This is a genomic window from Pseudomonas putida (genome assembly GCF_003228315.1).
Taxonomy (GTDB): Bacteria; Pseudomonadota; Gammaproteobacteria; order Pseudomonadales; family Pseudomonadaceae; genus Aquipseudomonas; species Aquipseudomonas putida_S.
The window spans coordinates 4,754,045-4,768,103 of the sequence record NZ_CP029693.1 but is presented as its reverse complement, the minus strand read 5'-3'; the positions used below and the strand labels follow the sequence as shown (position 1 = coordinate 4,768,103).

Here is a 14,059-nt window from a genome sequence, read left to right as displayed (position 1 = left end):
ATCAGCCGAACGGATGACGCAGAACGATGGTTTCGTTGCGGTCCGGACCCGTCGAAATAATGTCGATCGGTGCACCGACCAACTCTTCGACGCGCTTGATGTAGTTGCGAGCAGCCTGTGGCAGCTCTTCCAGCGTCTTGGCGCCGAGGGTGGATTCTTTCCAGCCCGGCATCTCTTCGTACACTGGCTCCAGGCCGATGTAGCTGTCGGCATCGGTCGGCGCGTCGATCACTGCACCGTCAGCGTTTTTGTAGCCAACGCAGATGTTGATGGTTTCCAGGCCGTCCAGTACGTCCAGCTTGGTCAGGCACAGGCCCGAGATGCTGTTGACGTCGATGGCGCGACGCAGGATGACGGCATCGAACCAGCCGCAACGACGAGCACGACCGGTGGTTGCACCGAATTCGTGACCACGCTTGGCCAGGAACGCGCCAACGTCGTCGAACAGCTCAGTCGGGAACGGGCCCGAACCGACGCGAGTGGTGTAGGCCTTGGTAATACCCAGGATGTAGTCGAGGAACATCGGGCCCACACCGGAACCGGTGGCGATGCCGCCAGCGGTGGTGTTGGAGCTGGTGACGTACGGGTAGGTACCGTGGTCGATGTCCAGCAGGGAACCCTGGGCGCCTTCGAACATGATGTCCTTGCCATCGCGACGCAGCTGATGCAGCTCGGCGGTAACGTCGAGCATCATCGGCTTGAGCAACTCGGCGTATTCCATGCACTCGTCCAGAGTCTTCTGGAAGTCGATGGCAGGCTCTTTGTAATAATTGACCAGCACGAAGTTGTGGTAGTCCAGCAACTCGCCCAGCTTGGCGGCGAAACGCTCGCGATGGAACAGGTCACCGATGCGCAGGCCACGACGTGCAACCTTGTCTTCGTAAGCCGGGCCGATGCCGCGACCGGTGGTGCCGATCTTCTGCTCGCCACGGGCTTTTTCACGGGCCTGGTCCAGTGCTACGTGGTAGGACAGGATCAGCGGGCAGGAAGGGCTGATGCGCAGGCGCTCGCGCACCGGTACGCCCTTCTCTTCCAGCTTGTTGATTTCCCGCAGCAGGGCGTCGGGTGCAACCACCACGCCGTTACCGATCAGGCACTGCACGCCTTCGCGCAGCACGCCCGACGGGATCAGGTGCAAGACGGTTTTTTCGCCGTCGATCACCAGCGTGTGGCCAGCGTTGTGGCCACCCTGGTAGCGCACTACGGCGGCAGCATGTTCGGTCAGCAGATCAACGATCTTGCCTTTGCCCTCATCACCCCATTGGGTGCCCAGGACTACGACATTCTTACCCATAACACTTGTCCTCATTCGCGCAAACTTGGTGCCGGCGGCGGCCGGCAGGAAAACTCAAGAAGCCAGTGGCGATACTTGCCAAAGCCCGTTCTGCTGAATCAATTGCCGGTCGCAGTCCGCTTCACGGGCGGCGGCCAAAGGCTGCCCAGGCAAGGCCTGAACAACACGCTGACCCTCACTGCGCAACTGGCAAACCTGCTGCCAGAGTGCCGCATCCGTACTGTCAGGCATCCAGATACCGCCAGACGGTAGCTCGATCTCAGCACGCCCCAGGGTCACCAGGGTTTTCAAATCGGTAGAGAAACCGGTTGCCGGACGGGCGCGACCGAAGTCGGCGCCGATGTCGTCGTAACGACCGCCCTGGGCAATGGACTGGCCAACGCCCGGTACGAACGCCGCGAACACCACACCGGTGTGGTAGTGGTAGCCGCGCAATTCGCCAAGGTCGAAATATAGCGGCAGTTCCGGGAAACGCACGGACAGACGCTCGGCAATCGCCAGCAAGTCGTCCAATGCCGCAATCACCTGCGCCGGGGCTTTCGCCAGACGCTCGCGAGCCGCCAACAGCACCTCACGATCGCCACACAGGTCAACCAGCGCCCGCAGCATGCCTGCCAGATCCGCCGGCAGACCTTCGGTCAAGGTAATGACCTCGTCGATGGCTTTGCGTTGCAATGCGTCGAACAACTGTTGTTCAACTTCACCGGACAGTCCGGCGGCACGCGCCAGCCCGCGGTAGATACCTACATGCCCCAGGTCCATGTGCACATCCGGCACATCGGCCAGTTGCAGCATGGCGAGCATCAGGCTGATGACTTCGACGTCGCTGCTCGGGCTGGCATCGCCGTACAGCTCGGCGCCCAACTGGATCGGGCTGCGCGAGGACGACAAGGCTCGCGGCTGGGCGTGCAATACGCTGCCGGCATAGCACAGGCGGTTGGGGCCTTCGCGACGCAGGGTGTGCGCGTCGATACGCGCGACTTGCGGCGTAATGTCGGCACGGAAACCCATCTGCCGACCCGATTGCGGGTCGATGACCTTGAAAGTGCGCAGATCCAGGTCCTGGCCCGCGCCGGTCAGCAGGGATTCCAGGTACTCGATATGGGGAGTCACGACGAACTCGTAACCCCAGCTCTGGAACAGATCCAACACCTGACGACGCGCGACTTCTATGCGCGCCGCCTCCGGTGGCAGTACTTCTTCGATGCCATCTGGCAGAAGCCAGCGGTCTACCGTTGCCATTACGCCATTCCCCCATGATCCGGGCGGCAAGCCGTTGGGCGAGCCTTGAGTGAAGCAGAAAATGATCCGCCCAGCGAAAACAACGCGCATGAGCGACGAAGCGAAAAGCCTGAAATGGGCTTCGCCAAGCACTTTCCTCGTAAAACCTGTCGAGCCATCGGGCTCCGGCACCTGCACAAAAACAGCAATCAAACATGCAGACGCAAAAAAGCCGGGAATTTCCCGGCTGCCGCATCATACACACGTTTTCCCAAAGGATCACCCCGCCAGAGGTTTTAACCGCCGGGCGGGGTGATTCAGGTCAACCGCGTATCAAGGCTTGGCTTTTTCCAGGTAGTGGAAGAAGTCACTGCTTGGGTCGAGGACCATGACATCGGATTTATTCGCGAAGCTTTCACGGTAGGCACGCAGGCTACGGTAGAACGCGTAGAACTCCTGATCCTGACCATAAGCCTTGGAGTAGATCGCAGCGGCCTGGGCATCGCCATCACCGCGAATCTCTTCAGACTCACGATAGGCTTCGGCCAGCAGCACGCGGCGTTGACGATCGGCGTCGGCACGGATGCCTTCAGCCAGCTCGTTACCCTTGGCGCGGTGCTCGCGAGCTTCACGCTCACGCTCGGTGCTCATACGCTCGAACACACTGCGGTTTACTTCCTTAGGCAGGTCGATGGTCTTGACGCGAACGTCGACCACTTCGATGCCCAGTTCCTTTTCAGCCATCTTGTTCAGCGAAGCGGTGATGTCGGCCATCAGCGCATCACGCTCACCCGACACCACTTCGTGCAGGGTGCGCTTACCGAACTGGTCACGCAGGCCCGACTCCAGACGACGGGACAGACGCTCGTCGGCAATCTGCTTGAGGCCGGAAGTCGCGGTGTAGAAACGCTCGGCGTCCTTCACACGCCACTTGGCGTAGGCATCGACCATCACGGCTTTCTTTTCCAGGGTCAGGAAGCGTTGTGTCGGCGCGTCCAGCGTCATCAGACGGGCGTCGAATTTGCGCACCTGGTTAACGTAAGGCACCTTCACATGCAGGCCTGGCTGAACATCGGTCTGGACCACGCGACCGAACTGCAGCAACACCGCACGCTCGGTCTGAGCCACGATGTAGAAGCAGTTCCAGGCAGCGATCGCCACGACGACGCCGACAATAAGGGCGATCAGCGATTTATTGCTCATCAGCGACTCTCCCTGGTACGTGCTGGCTGTTGCTGCAGATCAGCTGCCGCACGTGCATTCGCTTCATTGCTGGTAGCTGCCGCACTGCTCATCGGTGTGCTGGTGCTGCGGCCACTACTGTCGATCATCTTGTCCAGCGGCAGGTAAAGCAGATTGCTCTGGCCATTCTTGTTGCCGGTCACGAGAACCTTGCTGGTGTTGCTGAAGACTTCCTGCATGGTGTCCAGATACAGACGCTGACGAGTCACTTCAGGCGCCTTGCGGTACTCGGCAACCAGCTTGGTGAAGCGATCGGCCTCACCCTTGGCGCGCGAGATCGTTTCATCGCGGTAACCGTTGGCATCTTCGAGAATGCGCTGGGCCTGACCACGAGCTTCCGGCACGACGCCGTTGGCATAGGTTTCAGCCTGGTTGCGCGACCGCTGCTCGTCTTCACGGGCACGGATCACGTCATCGAAGGCTTCCTGAACTTCACGCGGTGCCGCTGCGCTCTGCACGTTGACCTGGGTCACGGTGATACCGGTGCGGTAGGTATCCATGAAGCGCTGCAGACGCTCCTTGATTTCGCCGGCCATCTGCTCACGACCTTCGGTCAACACCTGGTCCATCGCGGTGGAACCCACCACATGGCGCAAGGCGCTGTCAGTCGCGTGCTGCAGGCTGATTTCCGGCTGATCGACGCTCAGCACGAAATCCTGCAGGTTGCTGATCTTGTACTGCACGGTCAGCGGCACTTCGACGATGTTTTCGTCTTCAGTCAGCATTTGACCCTGCTTGGTGTACGCACGCTCACGCGTGACGTTTTCCATGTACTTCTTGTCGATCGGCGGGAAATAGATGTTCAGGCCCGGGCCGACGGTTTCGTAGTACTTGCCGAAGCGCAGCACCACGGCTTGCTCCTGCTCGTCGACGACATAGACCGCGCTGTACAGCCAGACAGCGGCGGCTACGACCAGACCGATGCCGAGCAGACCGCCGAAGCCGCCACTCCTGCCCGGACCACCGCCGTCATCCCCACCACGTTTCTTACCACCACCGAACAACCCGTTCAGGCTTTCCTGCAGCTTTCGGAAGGCCTCGTCGAGATCCGGAGGCCCCTTGCGATCGCCGTTGTTACGGCGCTTGCCACCCCAAGGATCCTGATTATTCGAGTTGCCACCCGGCTCATTCCAAGCCATAGCGCTCTCCATCTGATAAAGCAAAGACGCACCCACGGCGCGTCGGCCAATGCTACAGAATGCCTGTCACCACGACACAACCGCTTTCTCAGGCTTTTATTGCAAAGTGTGTTGCTCGATGAAGTCCAGCGGCTGCAAGCCTTCGCGGCTCACCAGCCGATTCAATTCGGCCCGTGGTAAACGCACAGCCAGCAAACTGAGACCTTCTTCGTCATGTTCTTCTTTCTGTACCGCACCGAGTTCGAAAAACTGCGCACGCAGTCGAGCAAAACGTTGCGGCAAGCGCAAGGTGCCAACAAACAAATCATCGCCGAGCAGCTCGGCCACAGCCTGCTTGAGCAGGTCCAGGCCCGTACCGTCCTTGGCCGACAACCAGACCCGCTGCGGTTTGCCATCGGCATCACGCTGGATCTGCGGCTCAACACCCTCGAGCAAATCGAGTTTGTTGTATACCTCCAGGATCGGCAAGTCCTGGGCCCCGATCTCCCCGAGCACCACCATGACCTGTTCGATCTGGGCCATACGCTCCGGCTCATGGGAGTCGATCACGTGCAGCAGCAGGTCGGAGTTGCTCGACTCTTCGAGCGTAGCCCGAAATGCCTCGACCAGTTTGTGCGGCAGATGACGAATGAACCCCACAGTATCGGCCAGCACGATTGGCCCGAGGTCATCGAGCTCAAGCCGGCGCAGGGTCGGATCGAGGGTGGCGAACAGTTGATCCGCGGCGAAAACGTCGGATTCGGTGACGGAGTTGAACAGCGTCGACTTGCCGGCGTTGGTATATCCCACCAGTGAAACCGTCGGGATGTCCGCACGCTTGCGGCCGCGACGCGACTGCTCGCGCTGGCTGCGGACCTTTTCCAGGCGCCCCTTGATCTGCCGCAGGCGAACCCGCAACAGACGCCGGTCGGTTTCCAGCTGGGTTTCACCCGGACCACGAAGACCGATACCGCCCTTCTGCCGTTCAAGGTGAGTCCAGCCACGAACCAGCCGCGTACTCATGTGCTCAAGCTGGGCCAGTTCAACCTGGAGCTTGCCTTCATGGGTGCGGGCGCGTTGGGCGAAGATATCGAGGATCAGACCCGTACGATCGATCACGCGACACTCGAAAACACGTTCGAGGTTACGTTCCTGACTGGGCGTGAGGATGTGATTGAAAATCACCAGATCAACCTGTTCGGCTTTGACCAGGTCGCGCAGTTCCTCGACCTTGCCGCTGCCAATCAGGTATTTGGCGGTTGGCCGATTACGCGGCACGTTGAAAAACGCGGCGGTCTCGGCGCCAGCCGACGTTGCCAACTCCTGAAACTCCTGCGGATCTTCGCGCGCCTCAGGGTCCTGACCATCCAAGTGAACGAGAATGGCTCGCTCACCACCACCGTGGCGCTCAAAGAACAAAGGAGACTCCTATCAGGCGTTACCTGGCTCAGCATCACCAGATTCGTTATCACCTGCGCTAGGCAGACGAATCGGGCGAACCGGCACTACTGTAGAGATAGCGTGTTTGTAGACCATCTGGCTGACGGTGTTTTTCAGCAGAATAACGAACTGGTCGAACGACTCGATCGTCCCTTGCAGTTTGATACCGTTGACCAGGTAGATGGAAACCCCAACTTTCTCTTTACGTAAAGTGTTCAAGTAAGGGTCTTGTAGCGAATGCCCTTTTGACATGTGCCGCACTCCTTTAAGGATTCAATATAAAAAATAGGTAATCAGATGACTTGTGGCCGTCACACCCCCAAGGATAGACGGCAATTGCAAGGACTCAGCTCAATATGGAGATGGTCCCCAAGTATTTCAAGGCGCGCGGCAGATTGTCGCAATCCAGACTGTCCAGCCAATGTAAATCAGTCCAACTGCGCAACCAGGTGAACTGACGCTTTGCCAGTTGTCGCGTGGCGATGATTCCACGCTCCTGCATCTCGGCTGACGTCAGCTTGCCATCCAGGTAATCCCAGACTTGTCGGTAGCCTACCGCACGTATAGACGGCAACCCGGCATGCAGGTCACTTCGCTCACGCAGGGCTACGACCTCGTCGATGAATCCCTGTTCCAACATTAAAGTGAATCTTTGTTTAATTCGCTCATGCAGTACCTGACGATTTGCCGGAGCAATTGCCAAGTTCGCGACAGTATAGGGCAATTGTTGCCGTCCCGAAGCCGCAGCTTCAGTACTTTGCGCAGATTGTTGCAGGCGCAGGGCGGTCATGCTCTGACCGCTGACGCGATAAACTTCCAGTGCTCGACTGAGTCGCTGCGGATCGTTCGGATGAATGCGCGCGGCGGAAACCGGGTCAATTACCGCCAACTGGTCATGCAGGGCTTGCCAACCAAGGCGTGCGGCTTCTTCTTCGATCTGGGCACGTACGTGCGGGTCGGCTGCCGGCATATCCGCCAGGCCTTCAAGCAAAGCCTTGTAATAGAGCATCGTGCCGCCGACCAACAGCGGAATTTTTCCCCGCGCAGTGATATCGGCCATGGCTTCGAGGGCGTCACGGCGAAAATCCGCCGCCGAGTAACTTTCTGCCGGATCAAGGATATCGATCAGGCGGTGCGGAAACTCCGCCAAAAGTTCTTTGGAAGGCTTGGCGGTACCGATATCCATGCCACGGTAGACCAACGCCGAATCGACGCTGATCAACTCGCACGGCAGCACCTTGGTGAGTTCGATAGCCAGGTCGGTCTTGCCCGCCGCAGTCGGGCCCATCAGAAAAATCGCGGGTGGGAACTGGTTCATCAACGACCGCGCAAGAACAGTTTGTCCAGATCATCCAGACCCAGTTGGGTCCAGGTCGGCCGGCCATGGTTGCATTGACCGCTGCGCTCGGTATTTTCCATGTCGCGCAGCAGAGCGTTCATTTCCGGTATCGCCAGGCGCCGATTCGCCCGGACCGCGCCGTGGCAGGCCATGGTCCCGAGCAATTCGTTCAGATGCGCCTGAATGCGGTCGCTGGTGCCGTACTCCATCAGGTCAGCCAATACGTCGCCCACCAGCCGATTGGCTTCCGCCTGCTTGAGCAGGGCCGGAATTTGCCGGATCGCCAGGGTTTCAGGCCCCAGACGCTGCAGCTCGAAGCCCAGGCGCTGGAACCAGGCGACGTGCTCTTCGGCGCAATCGGCTTCACGCTGGCTCACCGCCAGCGACTCTGGAACCAACAGCGGCTGACCGCTGAGGCCTTCACTGGCCATCGCCACTTTCAGGCGCTCGTACATGATCCGCTCATGAGCGGCATGCATGTCCACCAGCACCAGCCCCTGGGCATTTTCCGAAAGAATATAGATACCCTTGAGCTGTGCCAGTGCATAACCCAGCGGCGGAATATCGCCCTGCCCGGCTGGCAATGCCGTTGCATTGGCTTCGGGCAGCGGCGCGTAGAATTCGCGATAGGCAGCCTGTGCTTCAGCGGCGGGAACCGCCGATTGCGGACGCGGGGTGTACTGATATTGATAGCTCCCGCCGGAACCGGAGCCCGAAGACGTGTTGAATGACGGCTGTGCCTGCGGCTGCTCCAGCAGTGCGTTGGCTGCCAGGCTCATTTCACCCTGGGGCCCGAATTCACCCGCCTCGAGACCCGTAGGTCGCACGATGGCTGTCGCAACCGGCGCGGCCAATTGATCGTCCGGCCGCACATCGCCCAGTGCACGATGCAAGGTGCCATACAGGAAGTCGTGAACCATGCGCCCTTCACGGAAGCGTACTTCGTGTTTGGTCGGGTGCACGTTGACGTCGACGCCTGTCGGATCGACCTCGAAAAACAGCACGAAGGTCGGGTGCCGGCCGTTGAACAGCACGTCACGATAGGCCTGGCGCACCGCGTGGGCCACCAGCTTGTCTCGCACTGCTCGGCCATTGACGAAGAAATACTGCAGATCCGCCTGACTGCGGTTGAACGTAGGCAACCCGACCCAACCCCACAAATGCAAGCCGTTGCGCTCGATTTCGATCGGCAGCGCCTGCTCCAGGAAACCCGGCCCGCAAATGGCGGCTACCCGCCGGGCACGGGCCGCGTCATCGCGGGCTTCGTGCAGGCTGAGGATGGTCTTGCCGTTATGGCGCAGATGGAAGGCTACGTCGAAACGTGCCAGAGCCAGGCGCCTGATCACTTCTTGAAGATGATCGAATTCGGTTTTTTCAGTCTTGAGAAACTTGCGTCGTGCCGGCGTATTGAAAAACAGGTCGCGTACTTCGACTGAAGTGCCCACCGGATGCGCTGCCGGCTGCACTCGCGGCGACATCTCACGGCCTTCGGTCTCGACCTGCCAGGCCTGGTCGGCCTCGCGGGTACGCGAGGTCAGGGTCAGGCGCGCCACGGAACTGATCGAAGCCAATGCCTCGCCGCGAAACCCCAGGCTCATCACCTGTTCGAGGTCTTCCAGATTCCGGATCTTGCTGGTGGCGTGACGGGCCAGTGCCAGGGGCAGGTCATCGGCGGAAATGCCGCTGCCATCATCGCGGACTCGCAGCAACTTGACGCCGCCCTGCTCCACATCGACATCGATACGCTTGGCGCCGGAGTCGAGGCTGTTTTCCAGCAACTCCTTGATCACCGACGCCGGGCGCTCAACCACCTCGCCGGCGGCGATCTGGTTCGCCAGGCGCGGGCTGAGCAGCTCGATGCGAGCCGGGTTGATCACGACCTCATTCATTCTTTGGCCGCCAGTTCAGTACCCGGAATGGTCAAATGTTGACCAATCTTGAGCTCATCGCTCGACAGGTTGTTGGCACTGCGCAACGCGGCTGGCGACACCTGATAACGCACGGCGATCATCGCCAGGGTTTCGCCAGGGCTTACCCGGTGGTCACGCGGCCCTTGGGCGATTTTGCCGGAGTCACGCAGCCAGGCGATGTAAGTGCCCGGTGGCGGATTCTGTTGGAAGAACTGCCGCACGCCACTGCTGATGGAGCGCGCCAGCGCCTGTTGATGGCTGGATGCCGCGAGCTTCGAGGCTTCATTGGCATTGGAGATGAACCCGGTTTCCACCAGGATCGACGGAATGTCCGGCGACTTCAACACCATGAACCCGGCTTGCTCAACTCGCTGCTTGTGCAGAGGCGTGACTCGACCAATGTTGCTCAGGACCTTCTGACCGACGTTCAGGCTGGACGTCAGGGACGCGGTCATCGACAGATCCAGCAGCACGCCTGCGAGCATGCGGTCCTTGTCATCGAGGCTGACGTTGCCGGCACCACCGATCAAGTCGGAGCGGTTTTCACTGTCGGCCAACCAGCGCGCAGTTTCCGAGGTGGCACCGCGATCAGACAGGGCGAACACCGAGGCCCCGAACGCGGCGGCCGACGGCGCGGCGTCGGCGTGGATCGAGACGAACAGATCCGCGCCTTTCTTGCGGGCGATTTCGGTACGGCCGCGCAGCGGGATGAAGTAGTCGCCAGTACGGGTCAGCTCGGCGCGGAAGCCTTTCATGCCGTTGACCTGGCGTTGCAGTTCGCGGGCGATCTGCAGCACCACATCTTTTTCGCGCTGGCCGCGGGAGCCGGAGGCACCCGGGTCTTCACCACCGTGACCGGCATCGATCACCACAATAATGTCGCGCTTGCCGGCAGGTGCCGGCGGCAACTTGATGGCCGGCTCGGCAGGCGTGACCGGCACGGCCGGAACAGTGGCCACCGACGGTGTCGGCGCTGGCGGCGGCGCGGCGTCTGCAGGGTTATCAAAGAGGTCGACCACCAACCGGTTGCCATATTGGGCATTGGGGGCCAGAGAGAAGCTTTTCGGAGTGACGGCCTTTTTCAGGTCGATGACCACCCGCAGGTCGGTCGGTGTGCGCTGAGCAGAGCGCATCGCCGTGATCGGCGTATTGGCGCTGTTGATGTTCAACGGTGCGCCCAAGGTCGCGCCGTTAATGTCGATGACCAGGCGGTCTGGAGCCGTCAGGGTAAAGACGCTGTGTTGCACGGGACCGCTCAGGTCAAACACCAGCCGCGTGTTGTCCGGCGCCCTCCACAGGCGCACGCTGTTGACCTTCGTCTCGGCCAAAGCGTCGACGGTTACCGCCAGAAACAACACCCCAACGGCAGCAACCAACGCGCGAAAGCGCATACCTAACCCCATCATCTATTTGGATTCCAATGCCAAAGCGGCACACCACGACTCGCCTCGCGAGCCTTGGGACAAAATTTTCAGCGAACGCCCGCTGTCTTGCGGGCTAATGGTAATGGTCAGGTCAGGCTTTGGCAAAAAGCCTGCACCTTTATCGGGCCACTCGATCAGGCACAGGGCATCGTCTTCGAAATAGTCGCGGATACCGAGGAACTCCAGCTCCTCCGGGTCGACGAGGCGATAGAGATCGAAGTGAAAGGCACGAATCTCGCCAATCTCGTAGGGTTCGACCAAGGTAAAGGTCGGGCTTTTCACTGCCCCGACATGCCCAAGGCCCCGGATAATGCCCCGGGACAGGGTGGTCTTGCCCATGCCCAGGTTGCCCTCGAGAAAGATCAGGCCGTGCCCTTTCGTGATCTGGGCGATACGTGTGCCAAACGCGGTCATCGCCTCTTCATCCGCCAGGTACAGGGTTACTTCAGACACGGTGCTTGCTCCTCCAACAACTGACGAATGGCTGGAATCAGATCAGTGGCCGCCAGCCCGCGGCCGAATTTACCTTGTTGCTCGCCGGCATTGGCGTGCAGCCAGACCGCCAGGCAGGCAGCGTCGAACGCGCCCATGCCCTGGGCCAGCAGTGCGCCAACCAGCCCGGCCAGAACATCCCCCAAGCCCGCGGTAGCCATTGCCGGGTGTCCTTGATGACACACCGCCAACCGTCCGTCGGGGCTAGCGATCAGGCTGCCGGCGCCCTTGAGCACCACAACCGCTGCATATTTTTTGCTCAATGCATGAACTGCTGCCGGTCGATCAGCCTGAACCTGGGCGGTACTGATGCCGAGAAGGTGTGCGGCTTCACCCGGATGCGGTGTGATTACACAACCTTTGGGCAAATTCACGCGCTCTTCGGCCAACAGGTTCAGCGCGTCGGCATCCCAGACTTGCGGCAGCGGTGCGTTGGCGGCGGCGGACAACAGGCTACGCCCCCAAGCCGCTTGCCCCAGACCAGGACCGACGACCAAGACGGAAACCTTTTGAAGCAATTCCATCAACTGATTGGCAGAAGAGGTCCCCAACACCATCGCTTCGGGGATCCTCGCCAGAGCGGCAGGTACGTGTTCGCTGCGAGTCGCCACTGACACCAGCCCTGCCCCGCTGCGCAACGCACTCTGTGCACTCAGCAGAATCGCCCCACCCAAACCTCGATCGCCGCCGATCAGCAGCAGATGGCCGAACTTGCCTTTATGGGAGGTCGGTGGCCGGGAGGCCAGGCGCGGCAGATTGCCGACGGTCAAGCGAAGAGCACTGGCCGGCGCAGCCTCCAGCAGCTGCGGATCGGCATGCAGGTCATTGAACACCAGTTCACCCACTACATCCGCCGCATCGCCGGTAAACAGGCCCGGTTTCAAGCCGATGAAGGTGACGGTCAGGTCAGCTCTCACCGCGCAACCAAGGATGCGGCCGGTGTCAGCGCAAAGACCGGAAGGGATATCCACTGCCGCGACCGGCAGCCCGCTGGCGTTGAGCGCAGCAATCACACTGGCGTAGGGCTCGCGCACGTCACCGCTAAGACCAATACCGAGCAATGCATCCAGCACGAGGCCGCGCAGTTCGGATTGCACGGTCCAAGGCTCGATGGAAACCTTTTCGGAAAGTGCTTCAGCATGGGCCGAAGCCGCATCACCACGCAGCAGTTGCGGATCGCCCGCTGCCAATACCCGCACCGACCAGCCCGCGCGCCGGGCCAATACCGCGACAAGATAGCCATCGCCGGCGTTATTACCGTGGCCAGCAACTACGGTCAATTCGTTCGCCGTCGGCCATTGGCGTACCAGCGCACGCCATGTCGCCCGCGCGGCACGCTGCATCAGTTCGAAGCCCGGCGTACCGGCAGCGATCAGGCTGGCATCGAGTGCTCGGACCTGCGCGGCGCTGTACAGCGCGTCGGGGAAATCATCTTTAGTGTGCGGCATGCGTCTTCGGGCTCCGATGTCTGGCAGAATTATACGCACCTCAGCTCCGGTTTCTCTCGCCTCATGCCCGCAATTACCACAGACCTGCCCGCCCTCGCTCAATCCATCAAGGACTGGGGCCGCGAACTGGGTTTCCAGCAAGTCGGCATCAGCGGCCTCGACCTGGGTGAGCATGAGCAACACCTGGAGCGCTGGCTGGAAGCCGGCTACCACGGCGAAATGGACTACATGGGCGCCCATGGCAGCAAGCGCTCGCACCCCGAAGAACTGGTACCGGGCACCCTGCGCGTAGTTTCACTGCGTATGGACTACCTGTCCGGCGATACCAAAATGGCGCAGTTGCTGGCCCAACCGGAAAAAGCCTACGTCTCGCGGTATGCCCTGGGCCGCGATTACCACAAGTTGATCCGCAAGCGCGTGCAACAACTGGCGGAAAAAATTCAGGCCGTCATCGGTCCATTTGGCTTTCGTGCCTTCGTCGACAGCGCGCCGGTGCTGGAAAAAGCCATCGCGGAGCAGGCCGGCCTGGGCTGGATCGGCAAAAACACTCTGGTCTTGAACCGCAAGGCGGGCAGTTATTTCTTCCTCGCCGAACTGTTCGTCGATTTGCCACTGCCCGTGGACCCACCCCACGCCACCGAGCATTGCGGCCGCTGCAGCGCCTGCCTCGACATCTGCCCGACCAATGCCTTTGTCGGCCCCTACGTTCTGGACGCTCGTCGCTGCATTTCCTACCTGACCATCGAACTCAAGGGTGCGATTCCCGAAGACCTGCGACCGCTGATCGGCAATCGGGTATTCGGCTGCGATGACTGCCAGATCGTCTGCCCATGGAACCGCTTTGCCCGTCCGTCGGGGGAAAGCGATTTCAAACCCCGCCACAACCTGGACAACGCCGATCTGGCCGAGCTGTTCATGTGGGACGAAGCCAGGTTTCTGAGCAGCACCGAAGGCTCACCACTGCGACGGGCGGGTTACGAAAGCTGGCTGCGCAATCTGGCCGTCGGCTTGGGTAACGCGCCCTCGACGATTCCGGTACTGGAGGCGCTGAAGGCACGACGGGATTATCCGTCCGACATGGTCCGCGAACACGTCGAGTGGGCGTTGAAACAACACGGTATCGGGTAAAAA

13 protein-coding genes are annotated in these 14,059 nt (G+C 60.6%); 2 read left to right on the top strand and 11 right to left on the bottom strand.

Annotated features, from left to right (window positions below; genetic code table 11):
• Position 1: 1 nt before the first annotated feature.
• Positions 2–1,294: an adenylosuccinate synthase gene (locus tag DKY63_RS22300; RefSeq protein WP_110966073.1), complete on the bottom strand. Its 1,293-nt coding sequence runs from the start codon at positions 1,292–1,294 to the stop codon at positions 2–4.
• Between the two features lie 54 nt (positions 1,295–1,348).
• On the bottom strand, positions 1,349–2,536 hold the full coding sequence (locus DKY63_RS22295) for an ATP phosphoribosyltransferase regulatory subunit (RefSeq protein WP_110966072.1): 1,188 nt from the start codon (positions 2,534–2,536) through the stop codon (positions 1,349–1,351).
• Positions 2,537–2,585: 49 nt separating this feature from the next.
• Here DKY63_RS22295 and DKY63_RS32205 point away from each other — a divergent pair, with 49 nt between their 5' ends.
• Entirely contained in the window at positions 2,586–2,831 is a 246-nt protein-coding gene (locus DKY63_RS32205) for a hypothetical protein (RefSeq protein WP_162634918.1), read from the top strand.
• 17 nt (positions 2,832–2,848) lie between these two features.
• Here DKY63_RS32205 and hflC read toward each other — a convergent pair whose 3' ends face one another.
• The 9 genes from hflC to DKY63_RS22250 all read right to left on the bottom strand — a co-directional run bounded on the left by hflC (position 2,849) and on the right by DKY63_RS22250 (position 12,928).
• Positions 2,849–3,718: a protease modulator HflC gene (gene hflC, locus DKY63_RS22290; protein WP_095192129.1), complete on the bottom strand. Its 870-nt coding sequence runs from the start codon at positions 3,716–3,718 to the stop codon at positions 2,849–2,851.
• Positions 3,718–4,896 (bottom strand): FtsH protease activity modulator HflK, encoded by a 1,179-nt coding sequence (gene hflK / locus DKY63_RS22285; RefSeq protein WP_110966071.1) that lies wholly within the window; start codon positions 4,894–4,896, stop codon positions 3,718–3,720. The genes hflC and hflK overlap by 1 nt, the downstream gene beginning before the upstream one ends.
• Before the next feature lie 96 nt (positions 4,897–4,992).
• Positions 4,993–6,294: a ribosome rescue GTPase HflX gene (gene hflX, locus DKY63_RS22280; protein WP_110966070.1), complete on the bottom strand. Its 1,302-nt coding sequence runs from the start codon at positions 6,292–6,294 to the stop codon at positions 4,993–4,995.
• A gap of 12 nt (positions 6,295–6,306) precedes the next feature.
• Positions 6,307–6,567 (bottom strand): RNA chaperone Hfq, encoded by a 261-nt coding sequence (hfq, locus tag DKY63_RS22275; protein ID WP_110966069.1) that lies wholly within the window; start codon positions 6,565–6,567, stop codon positions 6,307–6,309.
• Positions 6,568–6,661: 94 nt separating this feature from the next.
• Positions 6,662–7,633: a tRNA (adenosine(37)-N6)-dimethylallyltransferase MiaA gene (gene miaA, locus DKY63_RS22270; protein ID WP_110966068.1), complete on the bottom strand. Its 972-nt coding sequence runs from the start codon at positions 7,631–7,633 to the stop codon at positions 6,662–6,664.
• On the bottom strand, positions 7,633–9,543 hold the full coding sequence (gene mutL / locus DKY63_RS22265) for a DNA mismatch repair endonuclease MutL (RefSeq protein ID WP_110966067.1): 1,911 nt from the start codon (positions 9,541–9,543) through the stop codon (positions 7,633–7,635). The genes miaA and mutL overlap by 1 nt, the downstream gene beginning before the upstream one ends.
• Positions 9,540–10,970 carry an N-acetylmuramoyl-L-alanine amidase gene (locus tag DKY63_RS22260; protein WP_110966066.1) on the bottom strand — a complete coding sequence of 477 codons (1,431 nt, stop codon included), beginning with the start codon at positions 10,968–10,970 and terminating at the stop codon, positions 9,540–9,542. Before DKY63_RS22260 ends, mutL begins: the two co-directional genes overlap by 4 nt.
• The gene (gene tsaE, locus DKY63_RS22255; RefSeq protein WP_110966065.1) at positions 10,971–11,441 is read right to left on the bottom strand and encodes a tRNA (adenosine(37)-N6)-threonylcarbamoyltransferase complex ATPase subunit type 1 TsaE; all 471 of its coding nucleotides are present in this window, start codon (positions 11,439–11,441) and stop codon (positions 10,971–10,973) included.
• A complete protein-coding gene (locus tag DKY63_RS22250) occupies positions 11,429–12,928 on the bottom strand; it encodes an NAD(P)H-hydrate dehydratase (protein WP_110966064.1) in 1,500 nt (499 codons plus the stop codon). The genes tsaE and DKY63_RS22250 overlap by 13 nt, the downstream gene beginning before the upstream one ends.
• Before the next feature lie 63 nt (positions 12,929–12,991).
• Between DKY63_RS22250 and queG the strand changes: the two genes are divergently transcribed.
• Positions 12,992–14,056 (top strand): tRNA epoxyqueuosine(34) reductase QueG, encoded by a 1,065-nt coding sequence (queG, locus tag DKY63_RS22245; RefSeq protein WP_110966063.1) that lies wholly within the window; start codon positions 12,992–12,994, stop codon positions 14,054–14,056.
• The last annotated feature ends 3 nt before the right edge of the window (positions 14,057–14,059 follow it).